Origin of the sequence: Pasteurella sp. WM03, assembly GCF_004570945.1 — a bacterium.
Taxonomy (GTDB): domain Bacteria; phylum Pseudomonadota; class Gammaproteobacteria; order Enterobacterales; family Pasteurellaceae; genus Rodentibacter.
The window spans coordinates 1-18,722 of the sequence record NZ_SPPO01000006.1 but is presented as its reverse complement, the minus strand read 5'-3'; the positions used below and the strand labels follow the sequence as shown (position 1 = coordinate 18,722).

Below are 18,722 nucleotides of genomic sequence, written 5' to 3'. Positions count from 1 at the left end.
CCTTATTCGCCTTTTCGTTCACGCCCAAGTAAACTACGAACCACATCTTGTGCATTTTTACCACAAAAGAGAATTTGGTAAATTTGTTCTGTGATGGGCATTTCAATGCCTTGACGTTGAGCGAGCAAGTACGCCTCTTTTGTGTTGTAAAAACCTTCCACGACCTGTCCGATATTGCCCATTGCCGTTTGTGCATTCAATCCTTCGCCTAGCATAAGCCCAAAACGGCGATTGCGTGATTGATTATCGGTGCAGGTTAAAACGAGATCACCTAAACCGGACATACCCATAAAAGTATTGGGATTTGCCCCTAACGAAACGCCCAATCGGCTGATTTCTGCAATACCTCGGGTAATTAATGCGGTTCGTGCGTTAGCGCCAAACCCCATACCATCGGAAATGCCTGCACCAATGGCAATCACATTTTTAATCGCCCCACCAAGCTGCACACCGATCATATCGGAGTTCACATACACTCGAAAATGCTTGCTGCAATGAATGCGGGCTTGAAATTCAAGGGCAAATTGTTCGTTATTGGAAGCAAGGGTGATCGCTGTGGGGAGGCCTTGTGCCAGTTCTTTGGCAAAGGTGGGGCCGGAAAGCACGGCAAGGGGATAATTTGTTCCCAGTTGTTCTTCCACTACGGTTTGTAAAAGCCGCCCGGTGTTTCGTTCCAGCCCTTTGGTTGCCCAAATAAGACGATGATGAGGCTTTAAGTGCGGTCGGATTTTAGCGAGAATTTCGTTAAAGGCATGACTTGGTACAACGATTAAAATATCTTGTGACCGATGGAGTGATTGTGCCAAATCATCTTCTAAATGTAATTCTTCAGGAAATACAATATCGGGCAAGAAACGCCGATTTTGACGTTCAAGTCGCATTTGCTCAATATGCGTAGGACTATGCCCCCAAAGATAAGTTGGCGATCCGTTACGTGAGAACGACATTGCCAATGCGGTGCCATAGGAGCCGGCACCAAGTACGGTAATAGGTGATTGAGGTTGCATATTTTCCCCAAAAAATAAAGGGCAAGCCTAAACTTACCCTTTTTTATCAAGAATTAATGTTGCGTTTCTTTCGTTTCTTCAGCTTGGGCATTTCCTGCTTCTTGCTGACGGTTCATATATTCAATGAATAACGCATCAAAGTTCACCGGAGAAAGATTTAATGCTGGGAATGTGCCACGGTTCACTAGGCTTGAAACGAGTTCACGGGCATAAGGGAACAACATATTCGGACATTGTGAGGTTAGGCAATGTGCCATTTGCACCTCTTCCAAACCGCTGATCGTGAATACGCCTGCCTGTTTTACCTCACAGAGGAAAGCAAGATCACCGGAGTCTTCCATGGTGGTTTCAACGGTGATATTTAAGGTAACTTCATATAAATCATCACCTAATTGCACGGTTTCTGTACTTAAATCAAAACCTAATTTTGGTTTCCATTCTTGATGAAAAATATGAGGAAGATTAGGCGCTTCAAAAGAAACATCTTTGACGTAAATACGTTGAATTTGTAATACCGCTTGTGATTCTTCTGCAGCTACTTCAGGTTGTTGGTTTTGTTCTGACATAATGTTGTTCCTTATTTGTGTTTTTTAACAATAGGTAAATTCGCACCCATCCAAGCGGAAATCCCTTCTTTTAAAATATAAACGCGAGCAAAACCTTGTTTTGTCAGTAGTGCCGCAGATGCCGGTGCCGATATGCCGTTGACATCCACCAAAACTAGTGGTTTTTCTTTGTGTTGTTCAATTTTACCGAGGTTGGCATTTTTGATATCGCTTGGGAGTAAATTGATGCTATTAATGATATGACCGCGTTGGAATTCATCTAAGGTACGAAGATCGACTACCACCGCATCTTCATTATTGATTAAACGAATCACCTCAGGATGAGGGATCACTTTGAATTTTTCTGTTGCTGATTTGAAAAAGGTGTAAATTACCGCAGCGAAAATGGCAAACCAAGAAACGGTTAATAAGGTGTGTTTTTGTGCAAATTGAATTGCATCGGGCAGAAATTCTTGCATTGTTGTCTCAATATTAATGTTAGTTAAATTTAGGCTGAAATAGGGCTTAAGTATAACCGCACTTTAGTTTTCTTTCAAAAAAATTCTAAAAAGAGTAGTGTGCTGTTTAAAGGTTATTCAGTTATAAATTGTTTTTGTGATCGTGATCATCATTTTCTCTTTTTTCGATTCCCTCTTAATTAATTTAATTGGAAGATAGCGGGAAATTTACAACCCTATGGAGTTTTCTATGAAATTAAACAAACTGGCATTTTCTCTAATACTCGGTTTTAGTGTGTCTGCCGTAAATGCTGCCACGTTGCCGAATATTACGATTTTTGCGACAGGCGGCACGATTGCTGGTAGTGGGCAAAGTGCGGTTAATTCTGCCTATAAAGCCGGACAGCTTAATATTGATACATTAATTGATGCGGTACCGGAAATGAAAAATATCGCCAATATCAAAGGTGAACAAATTGTGAAAATCGGTTCGCAAGATATGAATGATGAGGTCTGGTTAAAACTTGCTAAAGCGATTAATGCACAATGCAAAGATACCGATGGTTTTGTGATTACACATGGTACCGATACCATGGAAGAAACCGCCTATTTCTTAGATCTCACAGTAAAATGTGAAAAACCTGTTGTCCTTGTGGGGGCAATGCGTCCTGCCACAGAAAAGAGTGCAGACGGTCCATTAAATTTATATAACGCCGTTGTTGTTGCGACAGATAAAAAATCTGCCGGTCGTGGTGTGCTTGTTGCGATGAATAATGAGGTTCTTGGCGCACGTGATGTCACGAAAACCAGTACAACTGCCGTGCAAACATTCCATTCACCGAATTTTGGTGCATTAGGCTATATTCATAACAGTAAAGTCGATTATGAACGTTCACCGGAAAGCAAACATACGGTAAACACACCATTTAGTGTGGAAAAATTAGATCGTTTACCTAAAGTAGGGATTGTTTATGCCTATTCTAATGCACCAATAGAGCCGTTAAATGCATTGCTGGATGCGGGCTACCAAGGTATTGTGACGGCTGGGGTTGGGAATGGTAATTTAAATGCTGCTCATTTGGAACGCCTAGAAAAAGCCGCAAAAGACGGGGTGTCTGTTGTGCGTTCTTCTCGAGTGCCGACAGGTTATACCACGCGTGATGCAGAGGTGGATGATTCTCAATATGGTTTTGTGGCTTCCGGTACCTTAAATCCACAAAAAGCAAGGGTATTATTACAACTTGCGTTAACGCAAACCAATGATCCAAAAGTGATTCAACAATATTTTGAAGATTTTTAATAGGGAAAAAAGAGCGGTCAAAATAACCGCTCTTTTTACATAAAGGGGCTGAGTTTTATTGATCTAAATTATAGAACCCATACCTATTTACTGCTATATTAGCGGGCGTTTTTATAACAGAGAAATCATTTTTTATTAACTTAGGGGGCAGTATGTCTGCAATGTTCTTATTACAATTTGCTATCGTGCTATTGTGTATCCTTGTGGGTGCACGTGTGGGTGGCATAGGTTTAGGTGTATTTGGTGGTTTAGGTCTTGCTATTCTTTCCTTTGGTTTTGGCTTGAAACCCGCAGGTTTACCAATTGATGTGATGTTTATGATCATGGCGGTGGTGGCTGCCGCAGCGGCAATGCAAGCGGCCGGTGGTTTGGATTATATGATCAAAATCGCAACGAAAATTCTACGTCGTAATCCAAAACACATTACTTTCATCGCACCGGCTGTAACTTGGTTATTCACCTTCTTAGCCGGTACCGGTCACGTGGCTTATTCAGTATTACCTGTTATCGCGGAAGTAAGTCGTCAAAACGGTATTCGCCCTGAGCGTCCGCTTTCAATGGCCGTCATCGCCTCACAGTTTGCTATTGTTGCAAGCCCAATTGCCGCAGCCGTTGTTGCCGTGGTGGCTTATCTTGAACCACAAGGGATTCATCTTGGCGATGTGTTAATGGTAACAGTTCCGGCAACCCTTTTAGGTATTTTCCTTGCTTGTATTTTTGTCAATAAAATAGGTAAAGAACTTAAAGATGATCCTGAATATCAACGTCGTTTAAAAGATCCAAAATATGCTGATGCCTTTAATTCTACAACGGATGTCAAAGAATTAGAAATCAGCAAAACGGCAAAAATTTCTGTTTCTCTCTTCTTATTCGGTGCCTTACTTGTGGTGTTAATGGGTGCGATACCTTCTTTACGTCCTGTGTTTGACGGAAAACCGATGGGAATGGCACATACTATTGAAATTATTATGTTATCAATCGGCGCATTAATCGTCTTAACCTGTAAACCGGATAGCACGGAAATCACTAAAGGTTCTGTGTTCCATGCCGGTATGCGTGCGGTTATTGCGATTTTTGGTATTGCGTGGTTGGGCGATACATTAATGCAGGCACATATGACGGAAGTGAAAGATATGGTGAAAGGTTTAGTGGAAACCGCACCTTGGACATTTGCCTTGGCGTTGTTTGTGCTTTCCGTATTAGTTAATAGCCAAGGCGCCACCGTGGCAACCTTATTCCCACTTGGTATTGCACTTGGTATTCCTGCCCCGGTATTAATCGGGGTATTTGTGGCGGTAAACGGTTATTTCTTCGTGCCAAACTACGGTCCGATTATTGCCTCTATTGACTTTGATACCACCGGTACAACCAAAATCGGTAAATATATTTTTAACCATAGCTTTATGTTACCGGGCTTATTAAGTATGGTATTTAGCTTAGTGATTGGTTTATTACTGGCTAATGTTCTTCTCTAACCAGCTATATTAGCGAACAAAAACGGTGCGTGTTGCACCGTTTTTTATCTTCGCGAACTTATCTATAAAACCTCACTCTAAGTAAACATATTTGTTTTTTATAAGGAACATTGATGAAACTTGCTAAAATTCTTTTTATTGCACTTGCAGCTTATATTCCCCATGCTTGGTCTGCTGCGGATTACAATATCAAATACAGCTCTAACTATTTAATGCCGGCTTATGTACATTTTAAAGCGGATGGTACGCAATATTCAGTGAACGCCAAAATTAATATCCCACTGTACAATATCGTATTCAACTCACGTGGTACACAAACCACCAATCAATTTAACATGGTAAATTATCAAGATAGCCGTAATGGAAAAGTTTACTCGGTTTCTAAAATCTCCCCCACAACGATTGAGTACGGCAAAATAAAAGACAGCTTAAAAACCGAGCCACTAAAATTACCGACTTTCGATTTATTCACTATGGCTTTCCAACTAAGTTACTACGATAAACTACCAAACAGTTTCCAAATTACTAATGGAAAAAAACTCTATCCGATGGAAAATGTGAAGGTGAAGAAAAGTGAAAAACAAGTTGAATACAATAAACAAAAAGTGACAGAAATCACTTACACGTTCAAAACCGGCAATAAAGATATTATGGTGAAAAAATTTACCGGAGAACAATTCCCCCGCTATATTAAATATTCTCGAGATGGCGATGACTATGAATTGGAATTTAGTGAATTTGTAAAATAAAAATGAGTATTATGTAGCAAATGCACAAAAATAGAAATTTCAACGACATGTAGGGACACACTGCGTGTGTCCGTTATAAAATCAAATCATTTCAATATGTTAAAATTTGTACACACTCAGTGTACCCCTACAAGCTAACCAAAAAACAGATTTGTGCAACTGCTGCATAATACCGAAAAAATAACCGCACTTTTAGATATAAAGTGCGGTATTTTTTTACCTTGTTTTTAGCGTAAGAAATAACGATAAGATTTACTTTCGGTTACATCTTCGTAAACATAATTGAGTTTTTCCAACGTATCCTCAAACTCGGCTTGTGCCGTTTCACCCAATTGAAAACCGGCGAGAATATTGCCGTAGTCTGCACCATGTGCACGATAATGGAAAAGGGAGATATTCCAACGATTTTGTAGGGTTTCTAAGAATTTTAGTAACGCCCCTTTTTGTTCCGGAAATTCAAAGGAATATAGACGTTCGCTCGGGTTAGCGGCTCGTCCTCCCATTAAATAACGCACGTGGGTTTTTGCAATATCGTCATCAGACATATCTTCCACATCAAAACCATTTTGTGTGAGATCAGTGATGATGTCTGATTTCTCAGCTTCATTCAAGGTACGCACGCCAACAAAAATACAAGCCCGTTTGTCATCGGCATAGCGATAACTAAATTCTGTCACCGCCCGATTTCCCAACACTTGAACGAATTTTAAGAAACTTCCCGGTTGTTCCGGCATCGTGACGGCAAGTAAGGCTTCACGATTTTCACCAATTTCGCAACGCTCGGACACATAACGTAGCGTGTGGAAATTTAGGTTCGCACCGGATAAAATTGCCGCCATATTTTTATTTTCAATATGATGTTTTTTCACATATTTTTTCAAGCCGGCTAAACCCAATGCCCCCGAGGGTTCGGAGACGGCACGCACATTTTCAAATAAATCTTTCATCGCTGCGCACACTTCGTCACTATCGACAAGCACCATATCATCAAGATATTGACGACATAATCGGAAAGTTTCATCACCAATACGTTTCACTGCCACACCGTCTGCAAATAATCCCACATGGGCGAGATCGGTGGGTTCGCCTTTTTCGAGGGCGGCATTCAAGCAGGCTGAATCTTTGGATTCCACACCGATTACTTTAATATCCGGCATAAATTGTTTGAGTAGAATCGCCACACCGGCAGCCAAACCGCCGCCGCCCACTTGTACGAAGACATAATCCAAATCCGCCACCTGCTGTAACATTTCCATCGCAAGTGTACCCTGTCCGGCGATCACGAGTGGATGATCAAAAGGCGGAATAAAAGTCATATTTTTTTCTTTGGAAAGGGCAATTGCCTTGGCTTTCGCCTCATCAAAATTCGCACCATGCAATAACACTTCGCCACCGAAACCACGCACCGCATCTACTTTAATGCTTGGCGTATTTTGTGGCATCACGATCAATGCTTTTAAGCCAAGTTCTTTGGCGGATAAGGCGACACCTTGTGCGTGGTTACCAGCTGAAGCAGCGATCACACCTGCGGTTTTTTGTTCTGGTGAAAGACTTGAGATCATCGCATAAGCACCACGCAATTTAAAGCTGTTTACCGGTTGGCGATCTTCTCGTTTAATCCAAATATTATTGTGAAGACGTTCGGACAATTTGCCCATTTTTTGTAACGGTGTGACCGTTGCCGCTTCATAGACTCGAGAGCCAAGTTTGACGATCGCATTGATATAATCGCTTTGGCTCGGTTGTGGGTTAGTAAGTAGGTTTTTCATAATACTGTTTGTTGGATAGATTTTTGCCTATCATTAATATAAATGTCAGATGATTATTGATGGGTTAATCCCCATCTAACGAAAGTGCGGTCAATATTTCTAATGTTTTTAAAAGTCGTGGGAAAATAACCGCACTTTGTAGGGTGTGTGAACCTAAGTTCACGCATAAAGGAGGGAGGTGGATGTCATCAATCCACCCACCCTACGATTTTATTTTAACAGGGTTTTATCCCGCACTGCGCCTTTATCCGCAGAGGTAGCGAAATGCCCGAATACTTTTAAGGCGAAAGAAACCTCACGTTGGCGGTTTGCCGGAATCCAACCTTTTTCGTCTTGTTCCGCACGGCGGGCAGCAAGTTCTTCATCACTAATTTGAAGATTAATAGCACGATTTGGAATATCAATATTGATAATATCGCCATCACGCACCAAACCAATTGCACCGCCTGATGCGGCTTCCGGTGAGGCGTGGCCGATTGAAAGTCCTGATGTGCCGCCGGAAAAACGCCCGTCAGTTAATAAGGCACATTTTTTACCCAAGCCCATAGATTTTAAATAGCTAGTCGGATACAACATTTCTTGCATACCCGGCCCGCCTTTCGGCCCTTCATAGCGAATCACTACCACGTTGCCTTCTTTCACTTTTCCACCCAAAATCCCTGCAACGGCATCTTCTTGGCTTTCAAATACAATGGCTGAACCACTAAATGTCCAAATGGATTCATCTACACCTGCGGTTTTCACAATGCAACCGTCTTCAGCAAGATTACCGAATAACACGGCTAATCCCCCTTCTTGGGAAATCGCATTTTCTTTATTGCGGATACAGCCGTTTACACGATCATTATCTACGCTATCCCAGCGGCAATCTTGAGAAAAAGCCTCTGTTGTACGAATACCGGCAGGCCCGGCACGGAAGAATTTGTGCAATGTTTCATCTTGGTTACGAATAATATCGTATTGCTCAAGCTGTTCCCCCATGCTCATTCCCAAGACTGTCTGGGTATTTTTATGGATCAATCCTGCCCGATCGAGTTCACCCAATAAGCCCATAATGCCCCCCGCACGGTGTACGTCTTCCATATGGTATTTATTGGTATTCGGTGCAATTTTGCTTAAGCAAGGCACCACACGGGAGAGGCGATCAATATCCGCCATTTTGAAATCCACACCGGCTTCTTGTGCGGCGGCTAATAGGTGTAAAACCGTATTACTTGATCCGCCCATGGCGATATCTAAACTCATCGCATTTTCAAAGGCTTCAAAGGTACCGATTGAACGTGGCAACACGCTTTCGTCATCTTGTTCATAGTAGCGTTTGCACAATTCCACAATTTGACGGCCGGCTTTTAAGAAGAGCTCTTTACGGTCAGCGTGGGTGGCAAGCATTGAGCCGTTCCCCGGCAAACTTAGCCCAAGAGCCTCTGTTAGACAATTCATTGAGTTCGCTGTGAACATCCCCGAACAAGAACCGCAAGTCGGACAGGCACTGCGTTCAATAACATCAATGCGCTCGTCAGACACTTTCGGATCTGCCGCTTCGATCATCGCATCCACTAAGTCTAAACGAATCAGTTGATCGGAAAGTTTGGTTTTGCCCGCTTCCATTGGGCCGCCGGAAACAAAAATGGTCGGAATGTTTAAACGCATTGCCGCCATTAACATTCCCGGAGTAATTTTGTCGCAGTTGGAAATACACACCATGGCGTCAGCACAGTGAGCATTCACCATATACTCCACAGAATCCGCAATCAAATCACGGGAAGGCAAAGAATACAACATCCCACCATGCCCCATGGCGATGCCGTCATCCACCGCAATCGTATTAAATTCTTTTGCGACACCGCCCGCTTTTTCAATTTCTTTGGCGACAAGCTGTCCCATATCTTTTAAATGCACATGTCCCGGTACAAATTGGGTAAAGGAATTAACTACCGCAATAATGGGTTTTCCAAAGTCATTTTCTTTCATTCCTGTCGCACGCCACAAAGCGCGCGCACCTGCCATATTACGACCCTGTGTACTGGTCGCCGAACGTAGTTTTGGCATAAATAATCTCTCCAAGTAAATTTTTTAAAGTTCGTTTAAATTCTTCGTATGAGCTAGGATTGGGACAATCCACGCACGTATTCATTTATTTAATCTCCATCACATCCGGCAACTTCACCAATTGATTCACCAACAAATTCAAAGTGCGGTCGGATTTTACGGTGATTTTTAACCGCACTTTATCTTCAATTAATTCCATTTGCATTGTGGTAACGGTAAAACCACGGTGGCGTATCACACGTAAAATGCGTTCCAATACCTCAGGGCGATGGCGGGCGTTCAATTCAATTTGATAGTTGTTCATATTACATTTCCTCCACCATATCCGCATTACAGGCACCCGGCGGTACTAAAGGCCACACACAATCATCGGGCGGAATACACACTTGCAATAAATAAGCAGTGTTACTTTCAAGCAATCTTGTGAGTGCCGCATCCACTTCATCCGCCCGTTCAATACGTTCGGCAGGAATATTGAATGCTTTGGCAAGCATCACAAAATCAGGGTTGTCTTCTAAAATCGTTTCGCTACGGCGTCTTCTCCAAAATAAATCTTGCCATTGGCGCACCATACCTAAACGTTGGTTATCCAACAGTAAAATTTTCACTGCTAAATTGCCACGTTTAATGCTGCCTAACTCTTGAATATTCATCATTAAAGAACCATCACCGGTGACTAAAATCACCTCATCTTGCGGACGGGCTTTTTTCGCCCCCACCGCTGCCGGCAAACCAAATCCCATGGTGCCAAAGCCGGCGGAAGTGAGGTAATTTTCCGGTGCAAAATGTTGCATATGTTGCGCCGACCACATTTGGTGCTGCCCGACATCGGTACAAACAACCGCATTTTGCGGTTTACGCTTGGATAGGGTGTTAAGTAACGCCCAAGGATCAATCGGGCGATCACCCGCATTATCCATATAAGTAAAATCTAATTTTGCTTTGAGTTCTCGAATGTACTCACGCCAAGGTTCAATATCAAGCGGTTGTTTTAGTGCATTCAAAGCCTGAATTAAATCACCTTGTAAAGCCACATCCGCATGGCGCAGTTTATCAATTTCAGCTGCATCAATATCGCAATGAATTACTTTGGCATGCGGAGCGAAAGTATCAAGTTTTCCCGTCACCCGATCATCAAAACGGGCGCCGCAAACGAGCAACAAATCGCAATCTTGCACGGCAAAATTGGCTGCCTTTGTACCGTGCATACCAATCATTCCCATATAAACGTCATTTTCAGGATGAATCGTGCCCAATCCTTTCAAAGTGGAAACTGAGGGCATATTGGTTTGTGCTAAAAAATCACGCAATGCAGGCACGGCTTTTGCCATACCTACGCCGCCCCCCACATAAAGTACCGGTTTTTTGGCGGCGGCTAAGAGCGCTTTTGCCTGCGCAAGATTCTCATTGCAAAGTGCGGTCGGTTTTGCGGGAGTTTTGACATAAGCTTTGATATGCTCAGGCACTTCGCCTACTTGAATATCGCGTGGCACATCAATTAATACCGGGCCGGGACGACCACTCTGTGCAATTTCAAAGGCTTGTGCGAAAACATCCGCTAATTCATCCGCACTTTGCACAATAAAACTGTGTTTCGTACAAGCAAGCGAAAGCCCGAGTACATCTGCTTCTTGGAAAGCATCAGTGCCGATTAAGGGCGAGGCCACTTGACCGGTAATAGCCACCACAGGAATAGAATCCATCATGGCATCGCCAAGTCCGGTTACTAAGTTCGTTGCCCCGGGGCCGGAAGTGGCAATACAGACACCCACTTTCCCCGTAGAACGTGCATAACCAATGGCAGCCATTGCTGCGCCTTGTTCATTGCGACAAAGAAGATGATCGAGTCCTGCATCATAAAGAGCATCATAGGTGGGCATAATTGCGCCACCGGGATAACCGAAAAGGGTGGTGACATGGTGTGCTTTCAAACACGCCATAATGAGTTGTGCGCCTGTCATCGTGTTTGCATCCTATGTTTATTGTTGTTTTTTTGATAAGGTTTTCATTGTAGCGAAATTTTGTCGCATTGGTAGGGTCAAAAAGTGAAAAAAACAAAAAAAGCGCAGCAAATTACTTTTGGCTAACCGGTTTTATCGGGGAGGGTAGTAAATGTATCCTTGGATAATCTTTTTGATTGAGTCAAATTTTTCATACACTTTTCCAAAGTACGCAACAAAATAGAGTGATTTTCAACCGCACTTATTATTTTCTTAATTTGATTAATTCAACGGCATGATCTGCACTTTTCGTTAAAATGAGATTGGCTCGTTCTCGGGTTGGAAGGATATTTTCTCGTAAGTTTAAGCCATTAATATTTTCCCAAATTTGAGTTGCAGTGGTAATTGCCTCTTGCTCTGAAAGGGCAGCATAGTGTTTAAAGTAAGAATTGGGATCTTTAAATGCACTTTGGCGAAATTTTAAGAAACGTTTGATATACCATTCTTTTAATAGATGTTCTTCTGCATCGACATAGATCGAAAAATCTACAAAATCAGAGACGAAGGTCTGAGTGCTTTTATTTCCTCCAGTTTGTAGTACATTTAATCCTTCTAAAATTAATACATCAGGTTGATTTACGATATTGAACTGATTGGGAATAATGTCGTAAGTTAAGTGGGAATAAATCGGTGCTTTGACGTTTTTATTACCGGATTTCACTTCGGCGAGAAAGCGAATTAATTTTGCTGTGTCATAAGAGATAGGAAACCCTTTTTTTTGCAAAAGGTTATCTTGTTTAAGTTTTTCAAGAGGATAGAGGAATCCGTCGGTAGTGATAAGATCGACTTTTCTTTCGTTTGGCCAGTGGGAGAGAAGAGATTGTAAAATCCGTGCTGAGGTGCTTTTCCCTACCGCAACGCTGCCGGCAATGCCAATAATATAAGGAACTTTAGGATTCTGTCCGCCAAGAAAGCGGTTTAACACGGTTTGTCGACGAAGGTTTTCCTCAATGTAATAATTGATTAAACGGGTAAGTGGTAAATAAATAGTGCTGACTTCTTCAAGGGAAAGTTCTTCATTAAAACCAAGCAAAGGTTTGAGATCTTGTTCGGTTAATTTTAGGGGAACTGATTTTCGTAAGTTTGCCCATTGTGTTCGATCAAAGTATAGAAATGGGGTCAGTTGATTAGAAATTTCCACGATTTAATATAGAGGGTATTGAAGAATACCAAAAAATATACCTTATAATGTGTTGTTGTGCATTGTTTTTCTTAAAATTGATGAAAATTACGGCAAAAACAATCGATTTTGCTTGCAAATTAGACGAACAAATAAAAAAATAAATTTTTTTAGAAAAAAGACTTGTCAGGCAGGCTTTTTTCCATATAATACGCCTCACTTGCTTACGACACGCCGACTTAGCTCAGTAGGTAGAGCAACTGACTTGTAATCAGTAGGTCATCAGTTCGATTCCGATAGTCGGCACCATTCTTTCGTAAACAAGCATTCATTTAGCGTGGAGGGGTTCCCGAGCGGCCAAAGGGGGCAGACTGTAAATCTGTTGGCTCAGCCTTCGAAGGTTCGAATCCTTCTCCCTCCACCATCTTTTAGATGAATTCTGATGGGACAGATGAATTTAGGACTTGCGGGCATCGTATAATGGCTATTACCTTAGCCTTCCAAGCTAATGATGCGGGTTCGATTCCCGCTGCCCGCTCCAAACGCTGATATAGCTCAGTTGGTAGAGCGCACCCTTGGTAAGGGTGAGGTCGGCGGTTCAAATCCGCCTATCAGCACCAGCCAGCCTTAAAATTCTCTTCCTTCAATTAAATAGTAAACAATTTTATTGGTTAATGTGGTTTATTTACCCATCGATAACCGTGTCTATTTAGAGGGACTCTTTAAATGTCTAAAGAAAAATTTGAACGTACAAAACCGCACGTAAACGTGGGTACAATCGGCCACGTTGACCACGGTAAAACAACTTTAACAGCTGCAATCACCACAGTATTAGCAAAACACTACGGTGGTTCAGCTCGTGCATTTGACCAAATTGATAACGCACCGGAAGAAAAAGCGCGTGGTATTACCATCAATACTTCACACGTAGAATACGATACCCCAACCCGTCACTACGCACACGTTGACTGTCCGGGACACGCCGACTATGTTAAAAACATGATTACCGGTGCGGCACAAATGGATGGTGCTATTCTTGTTGTAGCAGCAACTGACGGTCCTATGCCACAAACTCGTGAGCACATCTTATTAGGTCGCCAAGTAGGTGTACCTTACATCATCGTATTCTTAAACAAATGCGATATGGTGGATGATGAAGAGTTATTAGAATTAGTTGAAATGGAAGTTCGTGAACTTCTTTCTCAATATGACTTCCCTGGTGATGATACCCCAATCGTACGTGGTTCAGCATTAAAAGCGTTAGAAGGCGATGCTGCATGGGAAGAGAAAATTCTTGAGTTAGCTAACCACTTAGATACTTACATCCCAGAACCTGAGCGTGCGATTGACCAACCGTTCCTTCTTCCAATTGAAGACGTGTTCTCAATCTCAGGTCGTGGTACAGTAGTTACCGGTCGTGTAGAGCGTGGTATTCTCCGTACCGGTGATGAAGTTGAAATCGTAGGTATCAAAGATACCGCGAAAACAACTGTAACCGGTGTTGAGATGTTCCGTAAATTACTTGACGAAGGTCGTGCAGGTGAAAACATCGGTGCATTATTACGTGGTACCAAACGTGAAGAAATCGAACGTGGTCAAGTGTTAGCGAAACCGGGTTCAATCACGCCACACACTGACTTCGAATCAGAAGTGTACGTATTATCAAAAGATGAAGGTGGTCGTCATACGCCATTCTTCAAAGGTTACCGTCCACAATTCTATTTCCGTACAACAGACGTAACCGGTACTATCGAGTTACCGGAAGGTGTGGAAATGGTAATGCCTGGTGATAACATCAAAATGACTGTATCCTTAATCCACCCGATTGCGATGGACCAAGGTTTACGTTTTGCTATCCGTGAGGGTGGTCGTACCGTTGGTGCGGGTGTTGTTGCGAAAATTATTAAATAATTCATTTGATGAATTAAATGAGTATAAAGGCAGATCGATAGATCTGCCTTTTTATTTTATAATTTAGTCTATTTTAGATTTCAGTCAAAAAGAGAGGCTATTTTATGCCTTAATTTTGATATGTTCAGAAAACTTTTAGAGAATCTTTTTATGTCAAAACAACTTTATAGAGCTGTCGTTTCAGATCTAGACGGTACATTATTAAATGCGAATCATGTTATTGGAGACTTTACCATTGATACGCTGAATCGCTTGGAACAAAGTGGCATTGATATTATCCTTGCTACGGGAAGAAACCATACTGATGTAGGTTCTATTCTTGGAAAAATTGGTGCAGAGCGTGCAGTAATGATTACCTCAAATGGCGCAAGGGTACGGGATATGGCAGGAAATCTGCTTTACAGCAATAGCTTACCTGAGGATATTGTATTTGATCTTTATAAAACGCCATTTGATGAGACTAAGGTTTGTTTGAATAGCTATCAAGATGAAGGCTGGTTTATTAATAAAGACGTTCCGGCATTGCAAAAATTTCATCAAGATTCAGGTTTTATGTATAAAGTAGTTGATTTTTCTAAACATCACGCTCGTAATGTGGAGAAAATCTTTTTTATTGGAAAGAGTCCTGAAGATTTAATCGAAGTGGAAAAATATTTACGTGAACATTTTGGTGATAAAACAACCATTGTTTATTCTGCATTATCTTGTTTGGAAGTGATGAACAAGAATGTCTCCAAAGGGGAGGCATTAAAACATGTATTAGCACAACGAGATTACGGTTTGGAAAACTGTATCGCTTTTGGTGATGGGATGAATGATGTAGAGATGCTTTCCAGTGTTGGAAAAGGTTGTATTATGGAGAATGCGGATGAACGCTTAAAACAAGCCTGCCCACAATTAGAGCAAATAGGCTCAAATCAAAATGAATCTGTCGCAAAATATCTTCAACTTCAATTCGGAATGAAGTAATGCTCCAAGCCATATTATGTATTAGTTGTGGTGCTGTATTCGGTGCTTTAGGAAGATGGGGACTCGCTTCTAGCTTTAACTTGTTTTTCTCTACTTTTGCCTTAGGAACATTACTTGCTAATCTTATAGGTTGCTTTTTAGTCGGTGTATTGATGGCATTTTTTTGGCAACATCCACAAGTTAATGATTTATGGAAATTGTTTCTCGTGACAGGTTTTCTTGGTGCGTTTACTACATTCTCATCTTTTTTCAATTGAAGTGATTGAGCTTCTAATGTCAGACAAATGGTTTAATGCCCTTAGTGTTATTGCCTTTCATTTAATCGGTGGATTAATCAGTACGACATTGGGTATTTTATTATGTAAATTATTACCTTAGACTAGAAATTTTCTTCAGAAGTTGAGCCGATAAGATTAGCAAAATCTTCGCTATAAAATCCATGTGAAAGCATATATTGCCAGATTTTTTGTTTCATTTTAGGAGACTGTCTTTCCATATAGTCTGGAAATTTTTTTCTTAATACAGTAAGTGCTAATGATTGCCAATCAATACTTATTTCCCATAGAACCTCATCAATAGTTTCATTTGATACACCTTTTAATTGTCGAAGCTCTTGTTTAATTCTATTAACGCCGTAGCCTCGTTGTGATCGTGCATAGATATAGTTTTCTGCAAAACGCTTGTCATTTTGCCAGTTCTTCTTTTGACAATACGCCAGTGTATTGTCAATTTGCTCTTCTGAAAATGTTTTTTCTTGCATTTTATTACGAAGTTCAAATTCGCTATAGTCCCTGCGAGCCAATAAACTCAAAACATAATTTAACGCAATTGAAGACATGTTTACTTCCCTTAAAAGTGCGGTCAAAATTTAAAGAGAAATTTGACCGCATTTTGTTCACTTTAATGTTTATTCTTCATCTGAAGATTTATCCTCAGATTGTTCAATATCGGCCATTAATGATTGCTCAGGATTTGCAACTAATTCAGCACGAAGTTTAGTTTCTAACTCTTCCGCTTTTTCTGTGTTTTCACGTAGCCATTTCATGGCATTTGCCTTACCTTGACCGATTTTTTCACCGTTGTAAGCATACCAAGCGCCAGATTTATCTACTAGCTTATGTTTTACACCTAATTCGATTAATTCGCCCATTTTGGAAATTCCTTCCCCGTAAAGAATTTGGAAATCAACTTGGCGGAATGGGGCGGCAAGTTTATTTTTTACCACTTTTACTTTTGTTTCATTGCCAATGATTTCCTCGCCATCTTTTACAGAGCCGGTTCGACGAATGTCTAAGCGAACGGAAGAATAGAATTTAAGTGCATTACCTCCAGTTGTTGTTTCTGGGTTACCAAACATTACTCCAATTTTCATACGAATTTGGTTGATAAAGATTACTAGGCAGTTAGCGGTTTTAATTTGACCGGTAAGTTTACGTAGTGCTTGAGACATTAGGCGTGCTTGTAAGCCCATATGGGAGTCTCCCATATCGCCTTCAATCTCAGCTTTTGGCGTAAGGGCGGCGACAGAGTCAACAATGATAACATCTACCGCTCCTGAACGTACAAGAGCATCACAGATTTCTAGTGCTTGTTCACCATTGTCTGGTTGGGAAACTAATAATTCTTTTACATCCACACCTAATTTTGCAGCATAGATAGGATCAAGAGCATGTTCCGCATCAATGAATGCACAGGTCTTACCGGCTTTCTGTGCTTGTGCAATGACAGATAAAGTGAGCGTTGTTTTGCCGGAAGATTCTGGGCCAAAGATTTCAACAATACGCCCCATGGGTAAGCCACCAATACCTAATGCAACATCCAAGCCGATTGAACCTGTTGAAACTGATTCTACATCTAAGGTTTTGGTATCACCTAGTTTCATAATAGAACCTTTACCAAATTGTTTTTCGATTTGTCCTAATGCCGCAGCAAGTGCTTTTTGTTTTTCTTCTTGAGTTGCCATTTTTTAACCTTACTTATATGTTATGACTTTTCTAGATTTTATCTGTATTGATATACAGTATCAAGTGAAATTTTATTTTTATATAAAAAATGTGATTCGGGACGTAAAATCGAAAGAGTTCCAATTAGAAATTCGTGGGTAAGATAGTTCTTAAGATTATTTAATTTACTGTTTCTTAGTTTGGGTATTGGGTTAAGGATGAGTTTACTAATTTTTAGTTTATTAGCTTAATAGGCGGGTATAACACTTTTTTATAGCTAGACTCTAGTATAGGGGAATATTGAGGTGATAAAGTCTCCTAAATCTGTATTTGCGTATAAGAGAATGAGTTTTTGTGGTATTACAAAACTTTACTTCATTAGTTTTTTAAGAAGATAAGTTATAAATTTACGATCTATGTCACAATTTTGTAAATGGATTGTTTTATTGTTGTGAGAATGGTGCTATAACAGAAAACGCTCTTATTTTTACTTTGATAAGGAGGTCTTATGGTAGCACTAAATATTAAAGATGAATATATTGATGGTATTCGCAATTCTATAAATGAGCTGATTGGTCATGTAACATCAAAAAATCTTTTTACTGGCTACGGACTGTTCTATAAAAAAGAACTTATGTTTGCTCTTTGGTTAAATGGAAAGTTTTATCTTCAAGCAAAAGCTGAGTTGGCTAATCAGTTGATAAGTAAGGGGAGTATACCCTTTGCAAAAAATGAGACTGATGCTAAGTTTTTGCTATCTGATTATTATTGTCTTCCTAATGATGTATTAAGTGACAAAAATTTATTGCGTAAATTGCTTATGCTTTCCATTAAACAAATCCAAGAGAGAAAGAATGAAATTGCATTATCAAAAGCAAATCGTCTAAAAGATCTTCCCAATCTTTCGATAAAGTATGAAAGAATGTTAAAGAAAATTGATATCCATGATGTGAAAACTCTAAAGATTGTGGGCGCTGAAAATGCGATTGTTAGGCTTAGGAAATCCGGTGTTCCGGCTACGCTAGATACGTATTGGAAACTATCTTGTGCATTGTCTAATAAAAAGAGTGAGTTTTTAAATAAACAACAAAAAGAGATTTTGCTAAAGAAATTAAATAATGCCTTGTATGAGGCTGGTTTCAGGAAGTACAGAAAGCTCGATGATGAGTAAAAATTGACCTTTTAGATGATGTTTAAAAAAAAAGAGTTGCAAAGAATTAAAAAATTCCTATAATGCACCTCACACAACGACGCGCTGTTGTGAAAGATATGAATTTTGCAGTGCGTCGTTATTTTTTGTTCTTTAACAACGAATCAGACAATCTGTGTGGGCACTTGTTGATTGACTTATTAAAATATTTTAATTTTGAAGTCTTAATAGGTGCTGAAACTAGAAATTCATATTACTTTAAGTGATGTATTATTAT

General features: G+C 40.6%; 16 protein-coding genes, 4 tRNA genes and 1 pseudogene. 11 read left to right on the top strand and 10 right to left on the bottom strand.

The genetic code is table 11. The annotated features are described in order from the left end of the window. Positions 1 to 2: 2 nt before the first annotated feature. Genes gpsA through E4T92_RS07150 form a run of 3 tightly spaced genes read right to left on the bottom strand, consistent with a single transcriptional unit; the run spans position 3 to position 2,031 of the window. On the bottom strand, positions 3 to 1,007 hold the full coding sequence (gene gpsA / locus E4T92_RS07160) for an NAD(P)H-dependent glycerol-3-phosphate dehydrogenase (RefSeq protein ID WP_135094061.1): 1,005 nt from the start codon (positions 1,005 to 1,007) through the stop codon (positions 3 to 5). Between the two features lie 53 nt (positions 1,008 to 1,060). Further along, positions 1,061 to 1,573, bottom strand: a complete 513-nt coding sequence (secB, locus tag E4T92_RS07155; RefSeq protein ID WP_135094059.1) for a protein-export chaperone SecB — start codon at positions 1,571 to 1,573, stop codon at positions 1,061 to 1,063. Between the two features lie 11 nt (positions 1,574 to 1,584). Then, positions 1,585 to 2,031 carry a rhodanese-like domain-containing protein gene (locus E4T92_RS07150; protein ID WP_077541421.1) on the bottom strand — a complete coding sequence of 149 codons (447 nt, stop codon included), beginning with the start codon at positions 2,029 to 2,031 and terminating at the stop codon, positions 1,585 to 1,587. A 229-nt stretch (positions 2,032 to 2,260) separates the two neighbouring features. Between E4T92_RS07150 and ansB the strand changes: the two genes are divergently transcribed. From ansB to E4T92_RS07135, 3 genes are all read left to right on the top strand, one after another. Beyond that, the gene (ansB, locus tag E4T92_RS07145) at positions 2,261 to 3,310 is read left to right on the top strand and encodes an L-asparaginase 2 (protein ID WP_135094057.1); all 1,050 of its coding nucleotides are present in this window, start codon (positions 2,261 to 2,263) and stop codon (positions 3,308 to 3,310) included. A gap of 152 nt (positions 3,311 to 3,462) precedes the next feature. Continuing rightward, positions 3,463 to 4,785 carry an anaerobic C4-dicarboxylate transporter gene (locus tag E4T92_RS07140; RefSeq protein ID WP_135094056.1) on the top strand — a complete coding sequence of 441 codons (1,323 nt, stop codon included), beginning with the start codon at positions 3,463 to 3,465 and terminating at the stop codon, positions 4,783 to 4,785. 113 nt (positions 4,786 to 4,898) lie between these two features. Next, complete coding sequence (locus tag E4T92_RS07135) at positions 4,899 to 5,534, top strand: hypothetical protein (RefSeq protein ID WP_135094054.1); 636 nt, start codon at positions 4,899 to 4,901, stop codon at positions 5,532 to 5,534. 227 nt (positions 5,535 to 5,761) lie between these two features. Here the strand turns inward: E4T92_RS07135 and ilvA are convergent, their stop codons facing one another. From ilvA to coaA, 5 genes are all read right to left on the bottom strand, one after another. Beyond that, positions 5,762 to 7,303 carry a threonine ammonia-lyase, biosynthetic gene (ilvA, locus tag E4T92_RS07130; RefSeq protein WP_135094052.1) on the bottom strand — a complete coding sequence of 514 codons (1,542 nt, stop codon included), beginning with the start codon at positions 7,301 to 7,303 and terminating at the stop codon, positions 5,762 to 5,764. A 210-nt stretch (positions 7,304 to 7,513) separates the two neighbouring features. Continuing rightward, positions 7,514 to 9,352 (bottom strand): dihydroxy-acid dehydratase, encoded by a 1,839-nt coding sequence (ilvD, locus tag E4T92_RS07125; protein WP_135094051.1) that lies wholly within the window; start codon positions 9,350 to 9,352, stop codon positions 7,514 to 7,516. Between the two features lie 85 nt (positions 9,353 to 9,437). Beyond that, the gene (ilvM, locus tag E4T92_RS07120) at positions 9,438 to 9,656 is read right to left on the bottom strand and encodes an acetolactate synthase 2 small subunit (RefSeq protein ID WP_077541433.1); all 219 of its coding nucleotides are present in this window, start codon (positions 9,654 to 9,656) and stop codon (positions 9,438 to 9,440) included. Between the two features lies 1 nt (position 9,657). Next, complete coding sequence (gene ilvG / locus E4T92_RS07115) at positions 9,658 to 11,313, bottom strand: acetolactate synthase 2 catalytic subunit (RefSeq protein ID WP_135094049.1); 1,656 nt, start codon at positions 11,311 to 11,313, stop codon at positions 9,658 to 9,660. A gap of 244 nt (positions 11,314 to 11,557) precedes the next feature. Beyond that, complete coding sequence (coaA, locus tag E4T92_RS07110) at positions 11,558 to 12,493, bottom strand: type I pantothenate kinase (RefSeq protein ID WP_077541436.1); 936 nt, start codon at positions 12,491 to 12,493, stop codon at positions 11,558 to 11,560. A 212-nt stretch (positions 12,494 to 12,705) separates the two neighbouring features. Between coaA and E4T92_RS07105 the strand changes: the two genes are divergently transcribed. The 7 genes and pseudogenes from E4T92_RS07105 to crcB all read left to right on the top strand — a co-directional run bounded on the left by E4T92_RS07105 (position 12,706) and on the right by crcB (position 15,730). Next, a tRNA-Thr gene (locus tag E4T92_RS07105) sits at positions 12,706 to 12,781 on the top strand. 30 nt (positions 12,782 to 12,811) lie between these two features. Then, positions 12,812 to 12,896: transfer RNA gene (locus E4T92_RS07100), tRNA-Tyr, on the top strand. Between the two features lie 42 nt (positions 12,897 to 12,938). After that, positions 12,939 to 13,013: transfer RNA gene (locus E4T92_RS07095), tRNA-Gly, on the top strand. Positions 13,014 to 13,016: 3 nt separating this feature from the next. After that, positions 13,017 to 13,092, top strand: a tRNA-Thr gene (locus E4T92_RS07090). Between the two features lie 106 nt (positions 13,093 to 13,198). After that, positions 13,199 to 14,383 (top strand): elongation factor Tu, encoded by a 1,185-nt coding sequence (gene tuf / locus E4T92_RS07085; protein WP_135094042.1) that lies wholly within the window; start codon positions 13,199 to 13,201, stop codon positions 14,381 to 14,383. A 150-nt stretch (positions 14,384 to 14,533) separates the two neighbouring features. After that, entirely contained in the window at positions 14,534 to 15,352 is an 819-nt protein-coding gene (locus E4T92_RS07080) for a Cof-type HAD-IIB family hydrolase (protein ID WP_135094040.1), read from the top strand. Beyond that, positions 15,352 to 15,730, top strand: a pseudogene (gene crcB / locus E4T92_RS07075) (fluoride efflux transporter CrcB). The gene E4T92_RS07080 and the pseudogene crcB overlap by 1 nt, the downstream one beginning before the upstream one ends. A gap of 1 nt (position 15,731) precedes the next feature. On the opposite strand, the gene recX reads toward crcB, so the two are convergent. Together recX and recA are read right to left on the bottom strand one after the other, a co-directional pair. Continuing rightward, entirely contained in the window at positions 15,732 to 16,190 is a 459-nt protein-coding gene (gene recX / locus E4T92_RS07070) for a recombination regulator RecX (protein WP_135094038.1), read from the bottom strand. 69 nt (positions 16,191 to 16,259) lie between these two features. Next, entirely contained in the window at positions 16,260 to 17,315 is a 1,056-nt protein-coding gene (gene recA / locus E4T92_RS07065) for a recombinase RecA (protein WP_077543109.1), read from the bottom strand. Positions 17,316 to 17,803: 488 nt separating this feature from the next. Here recA and E4T92_RS07060 point away from each other — a divergent pair, with 488 nt between their 5' ends. Then, positions 17,804 to 18,466: a TfoX/Sxy family DNA transformation protein gene (locus E4T92_RS07060; RefSeq protein ID WP_135094036.1), complete on the top strand. Its 663-nt coding sequence runs from the start codon at positions 17,804 to 17,806 to the stop codon at positions 18,464 to 18,466. Positions 18,467 to 18,722: the final 256 nt, after the last annotated feature.

Bases quoted from the DNA above. Each gene is read 5' to 3' on its own strand.
- E4T92_RS07060 (WP_135094036.1), top strand. From the start codon at position 17,804: ATGGTAGCACTAAATATTAAAGATGAATATATTGATGGTATTCGCAAT.
- ilvD (WP_135094051.1), bottom strand. From the start codon at position 9,352: ATGCCAAAACTACGTTCGGCGACCAGTACACAGGGTCGTAATATGGCA.
- ansB (WP_135094057.1), top strand. From the start codon at position 2,261: ATGAAATTAAACAAACTGGCATTTTCTCTAATACTCGGTTTTAGTGTG.
- recX (WP_135094038.1), bottom strand. From the start codon at position 16,190: ATGTCTTCAATTGCGTTAAATTATGTTTTGAGTTTATTGGCTCGCAGG.
- recA (WP_077543109.1), bottom strand. From the start codon at position 17,315: ATGGCAACTCAAGAAGAAAAACAAAAAGCACTTGCTGCGGCATTAGGA.
- ilvM (WP_077541433.1), bottom strand. From the start codon at position 9,656: ATGAACAACTATCAAATTGAATTGAACGCCCGCCATCGCCCTGAGGTA.
- E4T92_RS07080 (WP_135094040.1), top strand. From the start codon at position 14,534: ATGTCAAAACAACTTTATAGAGCTGTCGTTTCAGATCTAGACGGTACA.
- secB (WP_135094059.1), bottom strand. From the start codon at position 1,573: ATGTCAGAACAAAACCAACAACCTGAAGTAGCTGCAGAAGAATCACAA.
- gpsA (WP_135094061.1), bottom strand. From the start codon at position 1,007: ATGCAACCTCAATCACCTATTACCGTACTTGGTGCCGGCTCCTATGGC.
- E4T92_RS07150 (WP_077541421.1), bottom strand. From the start codon at position 2,031: ATGCAAGAATTTCTGCCCGATGCAATTCAATTTGCACAAAAACACACC.
- ilvG (WP_135094049.1), bottom strand. From the start codon at position 11,313: ATGACAGGCGCACAACTCATTATGGCGTGTTTGAAAGCACACCATGTC.
- tuf (WP_135094042.1), top strand. From the start codon at position 13,199: ATGTCTAAAGAAAAATTTGAACGTACAAAACCGCACGTAAACGTGGGT.
- E4T92_RS07140 (WP_135094056.1), top strand. From the start codon at position 3,463: ATGTCTGCAATGTTCTTATTACAATTTGCTATCGTGCTATTGTGTATC.
- E4T92_RS07135 (WP_135094054.1), top strand. From the start codon at position 4,899: ATGAAACTTGCTAAAATTCTTTTTATTGCACTTGCAGCTTATATTCCC.
- ilvA (WP_135094052.1), bottom strand. From the start codon at position 7,303: ATGAAAAACCTACTTACTAACCCACAACCGAGCCAAAGCGATTATATC.